This window comes from Iamia sp., assembly GCF_035575815.1.
In the GTDB taxonomy this organism is placed as follows: Bacteria; Actinomycetota; Acidimicrobiia; order Acidimicrobiales; family Iamiaceae; genus Iamia.
The window spans coordinates 21,660-40,747 of record NZ_DATLXO010000024.1 but is presented as its reverse complement, the minus strand read 5'-3'; the positions used below and the strand labels follow the sequence as shown (position 1 = coordinate 40,747).

Below are 19,088 nucleotides of genomic sequence, written 5' to 3'. Positions count from 1 at the left end.
CACCGATGGAGGAGCTGTTCCGCTACTTCGTGGTCTTCGCCATCCTGGCGGCACCGACCTACGCCATCGCGGCCAGCGGACTGGTCGTGACCTACACGACCACCGGGATCTTCAACTTCGCCCACGGCGCCATCGGGATGATCATCGCGTTCTGCTACTGGCAGATCACCTCATCCGCGGCGTGGGACCTCCCGGTCCCCATCGGGTTGGTCCTGTGCCTGTTGGTCATCGCGCCGGCCCTGGGCTGGCTCCTCGATCGGCTGTTGATGCGCCGCCTGGCCGGGGCCTCGACGATCACGACCATCGTCGCCACCATCGGGCTCCTGTTCGCGCTGGTGTCGCTCGCGGATCTCATCTGGCCCTCGGGCACGGGCGTGCGATCGGTCGAGAAGCTGTTCGCGGGTAGCACCTTCGAGGTCGTCGGCGTCACCGTCGAGTACCACGACGCGGTGGCGCTGGGGGCGGCCATCGCGGTGGCCGTGGGGCTGCGGGCCCTGCTCTTCGGCACCCGGCTCGGCACCGCCATGCGCGCCGTGGTCGACAGCCGCGAGCTGGCCGCGCTGAACGGAGCGGATCCCAACCGGGTGTCCTCGGTGGCGTGGATGCTCGGCTGCTCGTTGGCCGGTCTGGCCGGGATCCTGCTGGCGCCCGACCTCACGCTCACGTCCATCGCCCTGACCCTCGTCGTGATCCAGGCCTACGCGGTGGCGATGGTCGGCCGCCTGCGGAGCCTGCCCCTCACCTTCCTCGGTGCCCTCATCCTGGCCGAGGTCAACAGCCTCTTCGACTACATCCCGTTGAAGGTCGAGCTCTCCGGAACCGTCGACCAGGCCTTCTCGGACCTCGGCTCGGCGACGCCCATCCTCATGCTGCTCGTCGTGCTCGTCGTGATGCGCCAGGACAAGGCCGCCCTGCGGCCCGAGAACATCCGGTTCCGGGTGCCCCGCCCGTCGATGTCCAGGGTCGCGGCCACCATGGGCGGGCTCATCGCCGTGTGCGCGCTCATCTCGGTCACCGACATCGTGTCGGCCAACACGGTCGACGAGCTGGGGAAGGGTCTGGCCCTGGGCATCGTCATCCTCTCGCTGGTGCTGCTCACGGGGTGGGCCGGCCAGGTGTCGCTGGCGCAGCTCGCCCTGAGCGGGATCGCCGCCCTGGCGGTGTGGAAGATGGGTCCCTACGGGCTCCTGGTCGGCGTGGTGGTCACCGCCGTGGTCGGCGCCGTCGTCGCCCTGCCCGCCCTCCGCATGCGCAGCCTCTACCTGGCCCTGACCACGATGGCGTTCGCCCTCCTGCTCGAACGGGTCGTGTACGGCAACAACACCCTGTTCCCCGAGTTCCTCCCCTTCGCGACCGGCAGCGCCTCGGCCGAGCGGTTCGCTCTGATCGAGAGCGACGAGGCCTTCTTCGTCTTCCTCGCCGTCGTGTTCGGCGCGGTGGCCCTCGGGCTGACCGCCATCCGCAACGGCCACTTCGGGCGCCGCCTGGCGGCGATGAAGGACTCGCCCAGCGCGTGCGCGACCTTGGGCCTCGACCTCACCGTCACCAAGCTCCAGGTGTTCGCCCTGTCCGCCGCCATCGCCGGCCTCGGCGGAGGCCTGCTGGCCATGTGGAAGTCCTCGAGCGTCGGGCTCACGGACTACGCCCTGCTCGAGGGAGGTGCCCTGGCCGGGCTCCCGCTGGTGCTCGTGGCCGTGATCGGGGGCATCACCTCGGTCACTGGCGCCCTCCTCGGCGCCGTGCTGCTGGTGGGGATGCCGATGTTCGGCCGGTGGTACGGCGCCCTCAGGACGCCCATGAGCCTGGCCCCCGGCCTCGCGGGGATCGGCCTGGCCCAGAACCCCGACGGCGTCGTCCGCCAGGTCGGCGAGGCCATCGAGGAGGCCCGTGCGCGCGCCGACGTCGTCGCCGAGCCGTTCGAGACGCCCGAGACGCTGGGCACTGACGGCCGCATCGGCGCCGCCGACGCCTCCCGGCTCGACGACGAGCTCGGCCTGAGCTGGGGTCGCTGACGTGCCCGACGCACCTCTGCTCGAGCTGCGCGACGTCGTGGTCCGCTTCGGCGGCAACGTCGCCGTCGACCGGGCCAGCATGGCGATCGAGAGCGGCCGCATCACCGGGCTCATCGGCCCGAACGGTGCCGGCAAGACGACGGCGTTCAACGTGATCACCGGGCTCCAGCGCCCGTCGTCGGGCCTGGTCCTGTGGGACGGGACCGACATCAGCCGCGTCAGCGCCCCGCGCCGGGCCCGCCTGGGGATGGGCCGCACCTTCCAGCGCCTCGAGCTGTTCGGCTCGCTGTCGGTGGCCGAGAACGTCCTGCTCGCCTGCGAGCTGTGCCGGCGCCAGGGCGGCGACGCCCGGCCTCCGGCGATCACCGTCGGCGGGGAGGCCGATCGGGGCGCGCCCGGTGCGGTGGCCGAGACCGCCGCGCTGCTCGAGCACCTGGGCCTGGGCGACGTGGCCGCGACCCGCGCCGAGGACCTGCCGACGGGTCTGGCCCGCCTGGTCGAGCTGGCTCGGGCCCTGGCCACCCGGCCCCGGCTCCTGCTGCTGGACGAGCCCGCCTCCGGGCTGGACGAGTCCGAGACGGCGCGCTTCGCCGGTCTCCTGGAGGAGCTGGCCGGCCGGGGGCTCGGCGTCCTGCTGGTCGAGCACGACGTCCCGCTCGTCATGCGCCTCGCATCGCTCGTGTACGTCCTCGACCTCGGGGCGGTCCTGGCCCACGGCACCCCGGCCGAGGTGCAGGCCGACCAGCGCGTCGTCGACGCCTACCTGGGCGCCGCCCCCGTGTCGGAGGCCCCGTGACCGATGAGCTGACCGAGCCGCTCCCGGTGCTCGAGCTGCGCGGCGTGCGCGCCGCGTACGGCAAGATCGAGGTGCTGCACGGGGTCGACCTGGTCGTGCCCCGGGGCACGGTGGTCGCCCTGCTCGGGCCCAACGGCGCCGGGAAGACCACGGCCCTCGCCGTGGCCAGCGGCCAGGTGCGACCCACCGAGGGCGACGTGTTCGTGGCCGGACGACGGGTCACCGGCGTCGCGCCCTCGGCGCTGGCCGCCGCCGGGCTCTGCACCGTGCCCGAGGGACGGGGCGTGTTCCGCACCCTCTCGGTGCGAGAGAACCTCCGCATGGCCACCTACCGGGGCCTGAAGCTCTCCGTCATCGAAGAGCGCGCCTACGGCACCTTTCCGAGGCTGGGCGACCGTCGTGACCAGCTGGCCGGCACCCTTTCGGGTGGCGAGCAGCAGATGCTGTCGTTGGCCCGGGCGCTGGTCACCGACCCGGCGGTGCTGCTCCTCGACGAGCTCTCGATGGGTTTGGCGCCGATGATCGTCGACGAGCTCTACCAGCAGGTCGGACAGATCACGCGCCACGGCGTGTCGGTGCTCGTCGTCGAGCAGTTCGCCCGCACCGTCCTCGGTGTGGCCGACCTCGCCGCCATCATGTCCCACGGTCGCATCACGTCCGTGGGGAGCCCGGCCCAGATCGAGTCCGAGCTGTCCGACGCCTACCTGGGAGCGACCTCATGACCGACACCACGCCCTCCGACACCATGCCCGCCGACGATGCGCCTTCCGACGGCTTCGCCGGCCGGGTGCAACAGATGCACGTCCCCGAGCCCAAGGCCGATCGCGAGGCGCTGTTGTTGAAGGTCGGCACCGCCCTCGTCGCGGTGGGCGTGGTGCTGATCCTCTTCGCCTGGTACCAGGCGTCGGGCACGCCGTCGGTGGCCGAGCAGATCCCCTACGCCATCTCCGGCGGCCTCACCGGTCTGGCGCTGGTGATCATCGGCTCGGCTCTTGTGATCCGCTTCTCCCTTGCCCGCCTCTTCCGCTTCTGGCTCGCTCGCATCGTCTACGAGCACCAGGTGCAGACCGACCGCACCGTCGAGGCCCTCGGCCGCATCGAGTCCGCCCTCAACCGGCGGGGCGGCGGGTCCTCCCCGTGAGCACCTCGTCGCGCCGTCCTCCGCCGACGGGCCGCCCGGCGCGCGACCGGCCTCCACACGGCACTCCGAGGCCGTCGAGGGCTGACCCGCCCTCAGCATCCGTTCACGTCGTGGCTGACCCGGTCTCGACGTCGCGCTGGGTCGCACCCCGACCGTGCGAGGTCAGCCGCACGGGTCGGCCGCGCCGGGGCCGCGGACGGCCTGGGCGAATCCCGATGTCTTGCGCCCGATTGTCTCGGCGGGCGCGGCGTCTCGGCGCAGAAACGGGCGCGGTCCGGATCGTCCCGATCCTTGCGCCGGTTCGCCGTGGTGGGCGCTGCATCTTGGCGCAAGAACCGTGCCGGCCGTCGCCGCCGCCCGAGCCAGGGGGTGAAGAGGGCGGCCCTCGCGGGGGGCATGGTCGGCGACGGTGGCGGGCCCCGCCCCGGGAGTGAAACGGGTTCTACCTCCGGCCTAGTGTCAGCCCATGGCTGACGCTTCCCCCGACCTGCTCGTCGAGATCGACGGACCGGTGATGACCGTGACCATGAACCGGCCCGAGGCGCGCAACGCGTTCAGCCCCGACATGCTCGTGCGGGCGGCCGACGCCTGGACCCGGCTCGACGAGGATCCGGCTCTCCGAGTCGCCATCCTCACCGGCGCCGAGGGCTGCTTCTGCTCGGGGATGGACCTGAAGGCCCTGGCCGCCGGCACGAGCGACGACGCCGCCGCCCGCTGGTCCGCGGACCCGGACATGCACTGGAAGGCGCTGCTGCGCCACTCCCGCCCGTCGAAACCGATCGTCGCTGCGGTCGAGGGCTACTGCGTGGCCGGCGGCACCGAGATCCTCCAGGCCACCGAGATCCGGGTCGCGGGTGAGACCGCGGAGTTCGCCATCGCCGAGGTGCAGCGGGGCCTGTTCCCGCTCGGCGGCTCCACGGTCCGGCTCCAGCGCCAGATCGGCTTCACCAACTCCGCCGACCTGCTCCTCACCGGTCGGCGCATCCGCGCCGCCGAGGCCAAGGCGATCGGCCTGATCGGACACGTGGTGCCCAAGGGCGAGGCCATGGCCAAGGCTCGCGAGCTGGCCGACCTGGTGGCGGCCAACGGCCCGCTGGCGGTCCGGGCCGTGCTGCGTTCGATGCGCGAGACGGCGGCCATGAGCGAGGCCGACGGGCTCGCCCACGAGCTCACCGTCGGTGAGCCGATCATCTTCGAGACCCAGGACGCCAAGGAGGGCCCCCGGGCCTTCGCCGAGAAGCGGCCTCCGGTGTTCACCGGCGAGTAGCGCGAGGGCTCCGAACGCCTCTGCTCAGGCTTGTGGGCCGGTCGGCACCCCCCGTTCGATGCTCGCCCTGGCTTCGTCCCGGTGGTAGCCGATCGGGATGTTGCCGCCGCGCCCCACCCGACCGATCACACGGGTCGTCCTCGAGGGCCTCGATCAGCGGTCGGCCCATGGCGTCGCCGGTGATCAGGACCACGTTGCAACGCTCGCGCTCGATCGCCGCCATCATGGTGACCACCCACTCGGTGGAGCTCTATCCGTGGATGCCCACGTGGTCGCCACGTCCCACGCCGTGGGCGGCGAGGTGGTGAGCGAGGCGGTTGGACCGGGTCTCGACCTCGTCGAAGGTGAGCCGGTCGTCGCCCACGACGAGGGCGGTCCAGTCGCCGCCGACGGCGTCGACGGTGTGCTCGAAGAGGTCGGCGATGTTGACCGCCATGGGCCCTGTGTCTACCCGAGGACTAGAACACGTTCTCGCGCCCGGACGTGCCGCCGGCCGCTTCGGAGCGTGCGGCAGCCTCAGGGGCCGCACCGACGCCCGGCCCCGGCTTCTTGCTCGGGCCCGCCTTCTTCGTCGCGGCTCTGGCCCTCGTCGCCTTCCGGCTCGCAGGCGTTGCCGGCGGACGCTTCCGGGGCCGCCGCCTTCTGGGTCGTCTTCCTCTGCGTCGTTGCCTTCGGCGCCGACGGCGCCGACGGCTTCGAAGCTGCGGACTTGGACGCAGGCCGCTTCCGGGCCGAGGTCTTGGGCGCCGCCGCCTTCCGCGTCCTGCCCTTCGGCGCCGACCGCGTCGGGCCTGCGGTCGTCCCGGTCGCAACCTCGGGCGCCGGCGCCTCCGAGCGCGGGGCAAGATCCGCGAACCGTCCGGCCGCGGCGACCAGCTCGGCGAGGGCGGGCTCCACGGCGTCGGCCATGGCCCACACATCGGGCACCAGCTCCTTGTCGACCATGAAGCCGATGTCGACCGAGCCCATGTAGCTGAACACCGTCACGTTGAGGCCGCAGCCCTCCATGACCGGTCCCATCGGGTAGGCGGCCACGGCCTCGGCGCCTGCGAAGTACAGCGGGAACGGGGGACCGGGCACGTTGGACACGATCATGTTGTGCACCGGCCGGTGGGCGTTGGCCAGGTTCATGCTCGAGTAGAGGCGGGACGCCAGGTTGAACACGTTGGGCCCGGCGAACTCGGCCCAGTCCTGCAACATGGTGGCGCCCACGGCGTTGTGCTCCTCCTTGGCGCCCTTGGTGGTGGCGCGGATGGCCGCGACGCGCTCGATCGGGTCGTCGAGGTGGGTGGCGAGGGTGGTGAACAGCGCCGAGACGCGGTTCCCCGGCCCGTCGCCCTCGGCGCGGACCGAGACCGGGCAGACGGCCACGAGCGGCTCGTCGGGCAGGGCGTCGTGGTCCTGGAGGTAGCGGCGGAGGGTGCCGGCGCAGAGGGCCAGCACGGCGTCGTTCACGGTGCAGCCGAGATCCACCTTGAGCTCCTTGACCGTCGCCAGCGGCACCCGGGCGAAGCCGACGTCGCGACGTCCCGAGGTCGGGCCGTTCCACGGCACCCGGGGCGCGCTGAGGGGCACCGCGCCCACGTGACCGTCAGGACCGCGACGGCCCTGCACCACCCGCGACACGCTGCGGACGGTCTGGCTGAGCAGCGGGGCGAGACCCATCGTACGACGGGCCTTCGAGGTAACGGCGTGGCCGATCAGCTCGACGTCGGTCGGGACCCGCTCCGACGGCAGGTCAGGTGGCGGCCCGTCGACCACGGCGTCGGCCGGGTCGAGGTCGAAGAGGTGCACCATGAGCTCGGCGCCGCTGGCACCGTCGATGGCGCAGTGGTGGACCTTGGACACGACACCGATGCGGTCCTGCTTCAGTCCCTCGACGACCCACATCTCCCAGAGGGGGCGGGAGCGGTCGAGGGGGATGCTGGCGATCTGGGCCGCCATCTCGCCCAGCTCGCGGCGTCCGCCGGGGGCCGGGGCCCCGATGCGGCGGATGTGGTAGTCGATGTCGAACTCGGGGTCCTCGACCCACACCGGGTGGTGGAGGTTCAGCGGCACCGACACCAACCGCCGGCGGAACGGCGGGATGCGGTCGGTGCGCGAGGCGATGAAGGCCTTGATCGCGCCGAACGAGTAACCCCCCGGCATCGTCGAGGGGTCGAGCACCATCGTCATGGCGACGTGCATATGGTGCGTGGGCGTCTCCAGGTAGAGGAAGGTCGCATCGAGTCCCGAGAGTCTCTCCATGGGTCATCCTCCTTGTCGGGCCGTCAGGCGCTCCCGGCCAGCATCCCACGGATCCCGGGTCGATGAGGGGGGCGGTCGACGCCCGGAACGAGAACGTGTTCTCGTCTCAGACCGTGTCCCGACGCCGGCCCCGCGGAGGCCGCGACCCGGGCCCGCAGGCGTCGACGTCGGGCACCTTCCGCCGGCTGTCGGCAGGACGGCGTTAGCGTTCCGCGGACCATGACATCTGTTGCCTCCGCCGGGGCTGACCCGGCATCGCTCACGCCGCCGCAGGCGGCTCGCCGCGAACGGGTCATCCGCGCCGCCCTCGACCTCGGCGCCGAGGGGGGTTACGACGCGGTGCAGATGCGCGACGTGGCGGCGCGCTCCGAGGTCGCCCTGGGCACGATCTACCGCTACTTCTCCTCCAAGGACCACCTGCTCGCCGCCGCCCTCGTCACCTGGACCAACGACCTCGAGCGGCGCGTCGCCCGGCGCCCCCCGAAGGGGAAGACCCCCTCGGCGCGCGTCGGTGACGTGCTACGCCGCGCCACCGAGGGCATGGAGCGCCAACCCCGGCTGACCGAGGCGGTGATCCTCGCCATCTCCTCTCCCGACCGCGGCGCGGCGTCCTGCCAGGGTGACGTGGCCGCGGCCATGGGCCGGGTCATGGAGCGGGCGATGCCCACCGATCTCGACCCCGAGGTGCGCGCCGAGGTGGCCCGGGTGCTCAACTTCGTCTGGTACGGCGCCCTGCTGGGCTGGGTCAACGGGTGGTCCGGCACCGACGACGTGGGCCGCGAGATCACCAACGCCACCCGCCTCCTCCTCCACCAGTTCGACTGACTCCAGGACTCCTGACATATCGCGATCGTTCATGCGGCCACGACCCGATCAGCGTCGCATGACCGCCCTGGTCACGGGTTCGGGCCTACCTGGACGGCCGAGATTATGCCGCAGAAACTCTGGTCGGCCCCTGACCTGGGAGTTCGCGGTGACCTGCGGAGATGCACCACCGTGTCAGGAGTCCTGGACTCCCTTCCCAGGTTGCCCCCCGACCGTTCTGAAGGCGCAGTTCACGCTGGAGGGCGAATCCTGCCCCCAGAACCGCGGGTCTCCGCCAGCCGGACTCCCCGATGACGACACCTTCGGACTCCCCGCCTCCCGCACTTCCGGTTGCTGCAACGCATCCATCAGCCCGGCGGCGGGCAGCTCACCGCCATCTTGGGCCGGCTCAGCCCCACTGGCCGCCACGCGATGCGCTATCCGCATCCCGAGGTCCTGCAGGTCGTCAGCGGGCCCAGTCGGGGGCGAAGGGGGGGTCCACCATGCGGCGGCCGCGATCGAGGGCGGTCAGGGCGTCGTGGTCGCCCTCGGTGAGCTCGACGTCGAGCGCGCCGAGGTTCTCCTCGATGCGCTCGCGGGCGGTCGCCTTGGGGATCACCGCGGTGTGCTCGTCCTCGTCGAGGATCCAGCGCAACAGGATCTGGGCCGGTGTGGCGCCGCGCTCCTCGGCGATGGCTACGACCGCGGGATCCTTCAGCAGCTCACCCCGGGCGAGAGGGGAGTAGGCGGTGAACAGCAGGTCGTTCTCGGCGCACAGCTCGAGCAGCCGGGGCTGGGCCAGGTAGGCGTGGTGCTCGACCTGGAGCGAGAAGATGGGCGCGGCGTCGAGGGCGCGGGTCAGGTGGTCGGGGGTGAAGTTGCACACGCCGATGTGACGGGCGGCGCCCGCCTCCACCAGGTCCCCGAAGACCTCCAAGTTGGTCTCGAGCTGGTCGAGACGCACCGGCCAGTGCACCATCAGCAGGTCGACGTGGTCGGTCTCGAGCTTCGACAGGCTCTCGTAGGTCGAGCTGCGGATGGCCTCGGGCGTGAGGTTGTCGTTCCCGATCTTGGTGGTGAGGAAGATCTCGTCGCGGTCGATGCCCGAGGCGGTGACGGCCTGGCCGACGGTGTGCTCGTTGCCGTAGTCCTGGGCCGTGTCGATGTGGCGGTAGCCGAGCTCGAGCGCCGCGGTGACCCCGGGGAAGGTGTCGTCGTCGACGAGCTCCCAGGTTCCGAAGCCGAGCGCGGGGACGGGTGTTCCCTGGATGGTGCGGAGCATGGCCCCTTGCTATCGCCGCCGGCGCCCGGCCCCAACCAGGACCGAGGTCAGCCCCGGACGACGGCGTGCCAGGTGAACTCGTCCACGGTGGCGCCCGTGGCGAGGAGGTCCCGGTGGACCATCTGCGTGAGTGGCGAGGTCCCATCACCGAACTCGAGTCCGTAGATGCTGAAGCCGGCCTTGGCGCTGGGGCTGATGCGGCGGGCGATGACGGGCCCGCGGGCGCCCTTGATCGAGACGACCGTGGTCGAGCCGACCCTCAGGTCGCCCGCGGTGCGGGCCATCACGCAGACTCCGCTGACCGACACGTCGAGCAGGCCCGCGGCCTCGGAGGGCCTGGGTTCGGGGCGGCGACGGCGACCACGGCGGCGCGAGCCCTCGGTGTTGGTGTCGACGTCCCACCGGACGATGACGGGTCCCACGTCATGGCGACGCCCGACGCGTCGCTCGTGCCCCGGAGTGTCGATCATGGCTCTCCGTCGGCCGGAGTGGGCCGATCCTGAGCGTCCGCCCGTGCTGGTGATCAGGGTGATGCCCGACGGTGTGACCGGTTCACCGCCTCACCGACGGGGAACACCCCGGCGGTACGGCTGACCCTGATCGGGCACGAGCCGGTGGGAACGGCGAGCAACGCCGGTAGACCCATGGGAACACTCGGGCGCCGCCACCGGCGCCGCACAAGGAGCTCCTCATGGCTGATCGCGATCGCGTCGACTTCTGGTTCGACCCCCTGTGCCCGTGGTGCTGGATCACCTCGCGATGGGTCCTCGAGGCTCAGGCGGTCCGCGACATCGACGTCACGTTCCACGTCATGAGCTTGGCGGTGCTCAACGAGGGGCGCGACCTGCCCGAGAAGTACCGGGACATGATGACCCGGGCGTGGGGCCCCGTGCGGGTCGCCATCGCCGTCGACCAGCAGCACGGCCAGGAGGCACTGGCGGCCTACTACACCGCGGCCGGGACGCTCATCCACACCCAGGGCCGGGGCAACGAGGACCTTCCCGCCGTCGCCGCCGAGGCACTGGCGGCGGCCGACCTGCCCCCCGGGCTGATCGACGCCTTTGACCGTGACGACCTCGACGACGACCTCCGCACCAGCCACCACGCCGGCATGGACGCCGTTGGCGACGACGTGGGCACGCCGACGATCCACGTGAACGGCGTCGCCTTCTTCGGTCCCGTGCTCAGCCGCATCCCGCGGGACGAGGAGGCGGGCCGGATGTGGGACGGAGCGGTGCTGCTCGCCGGCTACCCGCACTTCTTCGAGCTCAAGCGCACCCGCCACGAGGACCCGCAGTTCGACTGATCAGGCGCGCCGTCGCCGCACCGGTCGGCCACCCTCCGCGTACCGAGCTTGAAACGGCCGCCCTGGTGTGGCTCTGCGGCCCACCAGGGCGGCCAGAACTCAGTAGCGGTCAGATCTGGGTGGTCTGGTCGACCCAGTAGGGGTCGCGCAGGCGGCGCTTGATGAGCTTGCCGTTGGGTTCCCGGGGCAGGGCGGCGACGAAGTCGACCGACCTCGGCAGCTTGAAGCGGGCCATGCGGGTCGCCGCCCAGGCGAGGATCTCGGTCTCGACCTCGGGCGAGCCGTCGGTCCCCTCGGGCGTCTCGACCACGGCCTTGATTTCCTCGCCCCAGTCCCGGTTGGGGATGCCGAACACGGCGACGTCGGCCACCAGCGGGTGGTTGATCAGCTCGCCCTCGATCTCCGTGGGGTAGATGTTGACCCCGCCGGAGATGATCATGTCGCTCTTGCGGTCGCGGAGGAACAGGTAGCCGTCCGCGTCGAGCTCGCCCAGGTCGCCGACGGTGAAGTAGCCGTCGATGCGGTTGGCCCGGGTCTTGGACGGGTCGCCCTTGTACTCGAAGTCGGCCATCAGCGACATGTAGACGGTGCCGATCTGTCCGGGCCCCAGGAGTCGCTGCTCGTCGTCGTAGATCCGGATCTCCGAGCCGGGCCAGGGCCGCCCGACCGACCCCGGCCGCTCCAGCCACTCCTCGGCGGAGATGACGGTGCCGCCCCCCTCGGTCGCCGCGTAGTACTCCTGGATCGTGTTGCCCCACCACTCGATCATCCGGCGCTTGATCTCCTGCGGGCAGGGCGCCGCCCCGTGGACCATGTTGCGCAGCGACGACATGTCGTAGCGGGCGCGGGTCTCGGGGGGCAGCTCGAGCAGGCGCACGAACTGGGTGGGCACCATGTGGCTGTAGGTGACGCCGTGGGTCTCGATGAGCCGCAGCGTCTCGGGGGCGGACCACTTGTCCATCAGCACCACGGTGTGGCCGAGCGACAGCGCGTTGCCGGTCCACATGAGCACCGCGGTGTGGTAGAGCGGCGAGACGGTGAGGTGCACGTGGCCGTCGTGGGCCGCGATGCCGAAGAGGTTCGGCAGGTAGCCCATGAGCTCGGCCATGTCGCTGGGGTCGATCCCGGCCAGGGCGCGCTTGACGCCCTTGGGGCGACCTGTGGTCCCCGAGGTGTAGTGCATGGCGGCGCCCGTGGTCCGGCCCTCGGGGGCGGTGGTGGGCTGACCGTCGAAGAGCTCGCCGTAGGGCGCGAAGCCGGCGACGGCACCCACCGCGTAGCGGGCGTCGACGGGGAAGCCGGCCTCGTCCGCGGCGGCGACGGCGACCGCGGCGAAGCGCTCGTGGGCCACGAACGCCTTGGCCTCGGCATCAGCGAGGATGTAGGCCACCTCGGGTCCCACCAGGTGGAAGTTGATCGGGGTGATGCGCACCCCGACCTGCAGAGCGGCGAGGAACAGCTCGATCAGCTCCACCCCGTTGGGGAGCAGCACCGCAAGGGTGTCGCCCGCCTCCAGACCGAGGCCCCGCAACCCGTGGGCGGCCTGGTTCGACCGGGCCAGCAGCGCCCCGGCGGAGTGCTCGCCGCCGTCAGGGTCGACGAGCGCCAACCGGTCGCCGTCCGCCTCCGCCAGCCGCCAGAACCCGAGATCTCCCATGCCGGCGAGACTAGGCCGAAACGAGAACGCGTTCTCGTTTCGGCGAGTGAGGGCCTCGGTGGCCCGGCCACCTAGAACGCGTCCCACTAGGGTCCCAGCCGATCGACCCACGCTCGACGAGGAGACCGCCCATGCGCGCTGCGCTGCTGCACACCACCGGTGACGAGACGCTCGAGATCGTCGACGACATCGAGGTCGCGCCGCCCGGACCGGGTGAGGTCACCATCGACATCAAGGCCACCGGGGTCTGCCACTCCGACCTCTCGGCCATGAACGGCACCATCCCCCAGACGGCGCCGTTCGTGCCCGGTCACGAGGGCGCAGGTGTCATCTCCGCCGTGGGCGAGGGGGTCGCCGACCTCGCCCTGGGCGATCACGTCATCGTCGCCTGGTCGCCCCCGTGCGGGATGTGCAACAACTGCGTCGAGCGCAAGCAGCCGCACCTCTGCGTGATGATCCAGTTCGCCATCGCCGGGTCGTCCCGGTTCTCCCGCAACGGCGAGCCCGTCTACGGAATGGCCGGCACCGGCACCTTCGCCGAGTCGCTGACCGTGCCCCGGGAGGCGGCCATCAAGATCGACGACGACATCCCGTTCGAGATCGCCTCGCTCATCGGCTGCGGCGTCACCACCGGCGTCGGCGCCGCCGTCAACACGGCCAAGGTCACGCCCGGGTCGTCGGTCGTGGTCTTCGGCTGCGGCGGGGTCGGGATCTCCGCGATCATGGGCGCACGTGTCGCCGGTGCCGCGATCATCGTCGCCGTCGACCTGGTGGAGGCGAAGCTCTCCCAGGCCGAGGAGTTCGGCGCCACCCACGGCTGCACCCCCGACGGGCTGGGCGCGCTCCAGGCCGAGCTCACCGGCGACGGGTTCGACTTCGCCTTCGAGGCCATCGGGGTGCCGGCGGTGATGCGCCAGGCCTACGACGCCACCCGCCGCGGCGGCACCACGTGCATCATCGGGGTCGCCGGCATGGACAAGGAGGTCGCGTTCAACGGCTTCGAGCTCTTCTTCATGGAGCGGACCGTGATGGGCAGCTACTACGGCTCGGCCGACGTGCGCTCGGACTTCCACCGGTGGCTCCGACTCTGGAAGGCCGGTCAGCTCAACCTCGAGGGCATGATCTCCAAGCGGATCAAGATCGACGACGTCAACGACGCCCTCGTGGCCATGAAGAACGGCGAGGTCATCCGCACCGTCATCTCCTTCTAGCCCGGCGCGCCGCCGAGGTGTGGGGCCCAACCACCCGGGGGTGTGCCCACCCACCGTGGGTGGCTCGGCACGTGGCGCCGAGGTTCCTACGGTGGGGTCATGGGACACCACCTCGCCACCCCCGCCGCCCTTGCCCTGGTGCTCACCCTGGGCCTCACCGCCTGCGGAGGTGATGACGACGACGTGGCGTCGGACCAGACCACCGCGTCGACGACGGCGACGGCGTCGAGCGACGAGTCCACGACCACCGCCCCGCCCGATGACGCCTCCACCACGGCACCGCCCGACGACCCGTCCACGACGGCCCCGCCCGATGAGTCCTCCACCACCGGTCCCGGCGACGAATCGACGACCACCGCGCCCACCAGCGACACCAGCGAGGCCGACGGCGGAACATCGACCACCGCGCCTCCCGACGAGGAGGACCTGCCGGGCGAGAGGACCGACATCTACCCCTACGAGGGTGCCGCGCTGGCGGTCGTCGGCGTCGGAGCGGACGACACCCTGAACGTGAGGACCGGACCCGGCACCGACTACGACGTGGTGGTCGAGCTGGCGCCCCTGGCCGACGGCTTCGCGGCGACCGGCCACAACCGGAGGGTGGCCGACGGCACCCTCTGGGCCGAGGTCCTCGCTGACGGCCGCACCGGTTGGGTGAGCACCGCCTTCATCGCCCAGCTGGGGCAGGCCACCGACGTCACCGCCGAGCTGGGCGAGGTGCCGCGCGCCGAGACCATGGTGGCCATCGCGGAGGCCGTCGCCGCTCTGCGCAGCTCCGGGGCCGAGGGTCAGGAGCCGCAGCTCACCGTCGTCGACGGGCCCACCGTCGCCGATGTCGGGGAGATCACCGTCGACGTGACCGGCTACGCCGATGACGCCCAGCTGGGTGAGCGGTTCCACATCATCGCCGAGCCCGATCCGAGTGGCGAGGGCTTCACCGTCCGCACCGTCGAGGCCACCGCCCTCTGCGCCCGAGGCGCCACCGCCAAGGGCCTCTGCACCTGAGCTCGGCCCCAGATCGAGGTCGACGCCGGGGCTCGCCGGCCGCTGACGTCCCGGAGCATGTCCCGAAGAACTGGAACGTGTTCTAGTGTGGCGGTCGTGACGCCCACACCGCAGTCGGACGAGGTGCTGAGCGCTCCGCTCATCATCGAGTACCCCTTCCGCCGCACGACGGGACCGGTCATCGGCGCCTTCCTCACCGGCCTGCGCGAGCAGGTGCTGGTGGGGATCAGGGGCGTCGACGGTCGGGTCATCGTGCCGCCCGTCGAGTACGACCCGGTCACCGGCGAGGACCTCAACGAGGTGGTCGAGGTCGGCCCCGCCGGCACGGTCACCACGTGGGCGTGGGTCGCCACGCCGCACGAGAAGCACCCGCTCGACCGGGCCTTCAGCTGGGCCCAGATCCTGCTCGACGGCGCCGACACGCCGATGCTCCACGCCGTCGACGCCGGCCGGGTCGAGCTGATGGCCGCCGGGCTGCGGGTCGAGCCCCGTTGGGCCGCCGAGCGCGAGGGCCACATCGGTGACATCGCCTGCTTCGTGCCCGAGGAGACCTGATGGCCGAAGTCGTGCTCCCCGCGTCTCTGCGCGGCGTCGAGGCGGTCCGCAGCGTCCGCACCCCGGCCCGGCTCGACTACGAGTTCACCGCCGGTGAGGCCACCTCGCGCTTCCTCCGCACCATCACCGAGAAGCGCATCGTCGGCCAGCGCGCTCCGGGCGGTCGGGTGTACGTGCCGCCCCGCGGGGCCGACCCCGAGCTGGGCCGGCCCACCCCCGAGGAGGTCGAGGTCGCCCCGGTGGGCACCGTGACCTCGTTCTGCGTGGTGAACCTGCAGTTCTACGGCTCGGTGATGGAGATCCCGTACGTGAGCGCCCTGATCCTGCTCGACGGGGCCGACCTGTCGATCATGCACCTCATCCAGGAGGTGCCGGCCACCGACGTCCGCATCGGCATGCGGGTCGAGGCCGTCTGGCGCGACGACGCCGACATGGCGCCGACCCTCGAGTCGATCAAGTGGTTCCGGCCCACCGGCGAGCCCGACGACACCGACGTCCGCATCCCCGGCGAGGACCACGGCACCGGCCTGGGCTCGTGGGTCGGCGGCGTCGCTCCCACCGAGTCCCTGGTCCGCAACCCCCGCACCGGCCGGGGCGGCGCCACCCAGGGAGGAGAGGGCTGATGCGCGACGTGGCGGTGATCAGCGTGGCCCAGACCCCGGCCCGGCGCCGGGTGAAGGAGCAGAACGAGGTCGAGATGCTCATGCCGGCGATCCACGCCGCTTTGAGCCAGGTCGACATGACCATCGACGACATCGGGTTCACGTGCTCGGGCTCCACCGACTACCTCGCCGGGGTCGGCTTCAGCTTCGTGTCGACGCTCGACGGCGTCGGCCCGTGGCCGCCGATCCAGGAGAGCCACGTCGAGATGGACGGGGCGTGGGCCCTCTACGAGGCTTGGGTAAAGCTGCAGCTGGGCGAGCTCGACACCGCGCTCGTCTACAGCTACGCCAAGTCCTCACCCGGCGACCTGCCGATGGTGCTGACTCGCCAGCTCGATCCCATCACCGTGGCCCCGCTGTGGCCCGACTCGGTGAGCCTCGCCGCCCTGCAGGCCCGCGCGCTGATCGATGCCGGCAAGATCACCGAGGAGCAGATGTGCGAGGTCGCCGTCCGCAGCCGCAGGGCGGCCCTCGGCAACCCCAACGCCCAGCTGGCGTGGGACCGACCGGACGCCGAGCTGCTGGCCGAAGAGCACCACATCGCCCCGCTGCGCAAGAGCGACTGCGCCCCCATCACCGACGGTGCCGCGGCCATCGTGCTCGCCGCCGGCGACGCCGCCCGTGACCGGGTCGAGCGCCCGGCGTGGATCCGCGGCATCGACCACCGCGTCGAGTCGATCCACCTCGGCCACCGCGACCTCACCGTCAGCGAGTCGACCCGCATCGCGGCCGAGAAGGCCGGCGTGGCCGACGGGACCATCGACGTGGCCGAGCTCCACGCCCCGTTCTCCCACCAGGAGCTGATCCTGCGCGAGGCCCTCGGGCTCGGGCCCGAGGTCGACGTCAACCCGTCCGGGGGCGCGCTGGCGGCCAACGCCATGATGACCGCCGGGCTCATCCGCATCGGTGAGGTCGCCAACCGCATCTCCGCCGGCCAGGCCGAGCGGGGGGTGGCCCACGCCACCAGCGGCCCGTGCCTGCAGCAGAACCTGGTGTGCGTCCTGGAAGCTGACCCACCTCGTACTGGCGCGCGTTCGGGTCGCCAGGACGACCCGAACGCGCGCCGGAATGGTGCCGGGGGAGGAGACTGATGGGCAAGGAGAGGGTCGCCGTGGTCGGCATCGGCCAGACCGAGCACCGCGCCACCCGGGGCGATGTCTCCATGGCCGGGCTCCTGCGGGAGGCCGCGGGCCGGGCCCTGGCTGACGCCCAGATGACCTGGACCGACGTCGACGCCGTCGTCATCGGCAAGGCCCCCGACTTCTTCGAGGGGGTGATGATGCCCGAGCTGTTCCTGGCCGAGGCCCTCGGCTGCACCGGGAAGCCCATGTTCCGGGTGCACACGGCCGGGTCGGTGGGCGGCTCCACCGCCATCGTGGCCAGCCAGCTGGTCCAGGCCGGCATCCACGAGCGGGTGCTGACCGTGGCCTTCGAGAAGCAGTCCGAGAGCGAGGCCATGTGGGCCCTCTCCCTGCCGATCCCCTTCACCCCGCCGCTGCACGCCGGCGCCGGGGGCTACTTCGCGCCCCACATCCGCAGCTACATCCGTCGGGCCCATGCGCCTGATCACATCGGCATGCTGGTGGCGCTCAAGGATCGCCAGAACGGGCTGAAGAACCCCTACGCCCACCTCCACGAGCCCGACATCAGCTTCGACTCGATCAAGGAGTCGATGATGCTGTGGGACCCGATCCGCTACGCCGAGACCTGCCCGTCGAGCGACGGGGCCTGCGCGCTCGTGCTCGGCAGCGAACGGGTCGCGGATGTCGCCGCCGCCGACGGGCGCCCGCCGGCGTGGGTCCAGGGCACGGCGATGCGCTCCGAGCCCACCCTCTCGGCTGAGCGCGACACGGTGCTCCCACTGGGGGGTGCCCTGTGCGCCGCGGACGTCTACCGCCAGGCCGGCATCACCAACCCCCGTCGCGACGTCGACTGCGTCGAGATGTACGTGCCGTTCAGCTGGTTCGAGCCGATGTGGCTGGAGAACCTGGGCTTCGCCGAGCCGGGCGAGGGCTGGAAGATGGTCGAGGACGGCGCCACGGCCATGGATGGCGACCTGCCGGTGAACATGTCCGGTGGCGTGCTGTGCACCAACCCCATCGGCGCGTCGGGCATGCTGCGCTTCGCGGAGGCGGCCCTGCAGGTGCGGGGCCAGGCCGGCGAGCACCAGATCGACGGCGCCCGCCGCGCCGTCGGCCACGCCTACGGCGGGGGTTCGCAGTTCTTCGCCATGTGGGTCGTCGGCACCGAGAGGCCCTGAGCGACCCCCGAGCCTCCCGGAACGGCCACCCTGGTGCGCCCCAGGAGCACACCAGGGTGGCCGTTTCGCTCACCGACACGAGGAGCAGGACACGATGGGACGACTGGACGGCAAGGTGGCCATCATCACCGGGGCGGCCCGGGGCCAGGGCGAGGCCGAGGCCCGGCTCTTCGCGGCTGAGGGGGCGAAGGTCGTGGTGGCCGACGTGCTGGCCGACGAGGCCCGGGACGTGGCCGAGGCGATCGGCGACGCGGCGCGCGCCGTGGCCCTCGACGTGACCGACGAGGACGCCTGGACTCGCGTCGTGGCCGAGACCACCGACACGTGGGGCCCGATCACGACGCTGGTGAACAACGCCGGCATCCTCGATTTCAACGCCATCGACCGCTATGACACCGAGCGCTTCCGCACCGTGCTCGACGTCAACGTGATGGGCGCCTTCCTCGGGATCAAGTCGGTCACCCGCTCGATGGCCGCCTCGGGCAACGGCTCGATCGTCAACATCTCCTCCAACGGCGGCATGGAGGGCCTGCCCTTCCTCTCGGCCTACTCCACGAGCAAGTGGGCGCTGCGGGGCCTGTCGCGCTCGGCCGCCATCGAGCTGGGCCGGCGGGGCATCCGGGTGAACACCGTGCACCCCGGTGGGATCGACACGCCGATGACGCGCTTCGAGGGCAACGACGCCTCGAGCGCGACCTTCTACCAGAAGCTGCCGATCAAGCGGGTGGGCACGGTCGACGACGTGGCGCCCGTCGTGCTCTTCCTCGCCTCGGACGAGGCGGGCTACGTGACCGGCTCGGAGTACGTCGTCGACGGCGGCCACCTGGCGGGCGACGCCTCCGTCCTCACCCAGGTCCCGGGCACCGGATGACGCTCGCAGGCG

General features: G+C 71.7%; 17 protein-coding genes and 1 pseudogene. 13 read left to right on the top strand and 5 right to left on the bottom strand.

Translation table 11 applies throughout. The annotated features are described in order from the left end of the window. Positions 1-5: 5 nt before the first annotated feature. The 5 genes from VNL12_RS02080 (at position 6) to VNL12_RS02060 (ending at position 5,216) form a co-directional block, all read left to right on the top strand. Positions 6-2,012: an ABC transporter permease gene (locus VNL12_RS02080; RefSeq protein ID WP_325591102.1), complete on the top strand. Its 2,007-nt coding sequence runs from the start codon at positions 6-8 to the stop codon at positions 2,010-2,012. 1 nt (position 2,013) lies between these two features. Further along, positions 2,014-2,808 carry an ABC transporter ATP-binding protein gene (locus VNL12_RS02075; protein ID WP_325591101.1) on the top strand — a complete coding sequence of 265 codons (795 nt, stop codon included), beginning with the start codon at positions 2,014-2,016 and terminating at the stop codon, positions 2,806-2,808. Beyond that, positions 2,805-3,530, top strand: coding sequence for an ABC transporter ATP-binding protein (locus tag VNL12_RS02070; RefSeq protein WP_325591099.1), 726 nt, complete (start codon positions 2,805-2,807; stop codon positions 3,528-3,530). Before VNL12_RS02075 ends, VNL12_RS02070 begins: the two co-directional genes overlap by 4 nt. Continuing rightward, on the top strand, positions 3,527-3,949 hold the full coding sequence (locus VNL12_RS02065) for a hypothetical protein (protein ID WP_325591098.1): 423 nt from the start codon (positions 3,527-3,529) through the stop codon (positions 3,947-3,949). The genes VNL12_RS02070 and VNL12_RS02065 overlap by 4 nt, the downstream gene beginning before the upstream one ends. 466 nt (positions 3,950-4,415) lie before the next feature. Further along, entirely contained in the window at positions 4,416-5,216 is an 801-nt protein-coding gene (locus VNL12_RS02060; RefSeq protein ID WP_325591096.1) for a crotonase/enoyl-CoA hydratase family protein, read from the top strand. Between the two features lie 250 nt (positions 5,217-5,466). Here the strand turns inward: VNL12_RS02060 and VNL12_RS02055 are convergent, their stop codons facing one another. Then, a complete protein-coding gene (locus tag VNL12_RS02055; RefSeq protein ID WP_325591094.1) occupies positions 5,467-5,652 on the bottom strand; it encodes an AMP-binding protein in 186 nt (61 codons plus the stop codon). An 80-nt stretch (positions 5,653-5,732) separates the two neighbouring features. Then, positions 5,733-7,463, bottom strand: a complete 1,731-nt coding sequence (locus tag VNL12_RS02050) for a wax ester/triacylglycerol synthase family O-acyltransferase (RefSeq protein ID WP_325591093.1) — start codon at positions 7,461-7,463, stop codon at positions 5,733-5,735. 219 nt (positions 7,464-7,682) lie between these two features. Here VNL12_RS02050 and VNL12_RS02045 point away from each other — a divergent pair, with 219 nt between their 5' ends. Then, positions 7,683-8,288 (top strand): TetR family transcriptional regulator, encoded by a 606-nt coding sequence (locus VNL12_RS02045; RefSeq protein WP_325591091.1) that lies wholly within the window; start codon positions 7,683-7,685, stop codon positions 8,286-8,288. Positions 8,289-8,733: 445 nt separating this feature from the next. Here VNL12_RS02045 and VNL12_RS02040 read toward each other — a convergent pair whose 3' ends face one another. Next, positions 8,734-9,549, bottom strand: coding sequence for an aldo/keto reductase (locus tag VNL12_RS02040; RefSeq protein WP_325591089.1), 816 nt, complete (start codon positions 9,547-9,549; stop codon positions 8,734-8,736). A 47-nt stretch (positions 9,550-9,596) separates the two neighbouring features. Further along, entirely contained in the window at positions 9,597-10,019 is a 423-nt protein-coding gene (locus VNL12_RS02035; RefSeq protein WP_325591087.1) for a hypothetical protein, read from the bottom strand. 221 nt (positions 10,020-10,240) lie between these two features. Here VNL12_RS02035 and VNL12_RS02030 point away from each other — a divergent pair, with 221 nt between their 5' ends. Continuing rightward, positions 10,241-10,855 (top strand): DsbA family protein, encoded by a 615-nt coding sequence (locus VNL12_RS02030; protein ID WP_325591086.1) that lies wholly within the window; start codon positions 10,241-10,243, stop codon positions 10,853-10,855. 109 nt (positions 10,856-10,964) lie between these two features. On the opposite strand, the gene VNL12_RS02025 is transcribed toward VNL12_RS02030, so the two are convergent. Then, positions 10,965-12,512, bottom strand: a complete 1,548-nt coding sequence (locus tag VNL12_RS02025) for an acyl-CoA synthetase (RefSeq protein WP_325591084.1) — start codon at positions 12,510-12,512, stop codon at positions 10,965-10,967. Positions 12,513-12,643: 131 nt separating this feature from the next. Here VNL12_RS02025 and VNL12_RS02020 point away from each other — a divergent pair, with 131 nt between their 5' ends. From VNL12_RS02020 to VNL12_RS01990, 6 genes and pseudogenes are all read left to right on the top strand, one after another. Next, complete coding sequence (locus VNL12_RS02020; RefSeq protein ID WP_325591082.1) at positions 12,644-13,723, top strand: Zn-dependent alcohol dehydrogenase; 1,080 nt, start codon at positions 12,644-12,646, stop codon at positions 13,721-13,723. Between the two features lie 99 nt (positions 13,724-13,822). Then, a complete protein-coding gene (locus tag VNL12_RS02015; RefSeq protein ID WP_325591080.1) occupies positions 13,823-14,728 on the top strand; it encodes an SH3 domain-containing protein in 906 nt (301 codons plus the stop codon). A 57-nt stretch (positions 14,729-14,785) separates the two neighbouring features. Continuing rightward, positions 14,786-15,768: pseudogene (locus VNL12_RS21120) on the top strand (OB-fold domain-containing protein); the annotation flags it as partial. A 137-nt stretch (positions 15,769-15,905) separates the two neighbouring features. After that, positions 15,906-17,036 (top strand): thiolase domain-containing protein, encoded by a 1,131-nt coding sequence (locus VNL12_RS02000; protein WP_325591076.1) that lies wholly within the window; start codon positions 15,906-15,908, stop codon positions 17,034-17,036. Then, positions 17,036-18,205, top strand: coding sequence for a thiolase domain-containing protein (locus VNL12_RS01995; RefSeq protein ID WP_325591074.1), 1,170 nt, complete (start codon positions 17,036-17,038; stop codon positions 18,203-18,205). Before VNL12_RS02000 ends, VNL12_RS01995 begins: the two co-directional genes overlap by 1 nt. Before the next feature lie 94 nt (positions 18,206-18,299). Then, positions 18,300-19,076 carry a glucose 1-dehydrogenase gene (locus VNL12_RS01990; RefSeq protein WP_325591073.1) on the top strand — a complete coding sequence of 259 codons (777 nt, stop codon included), beginning with the start codon at positions 18,300-18,302 and terminating at the stop codon, positions 19,074-19,076. The last annotated feature ends 12 nt before the right edge of the window (positions 19,077-19,088 follow it).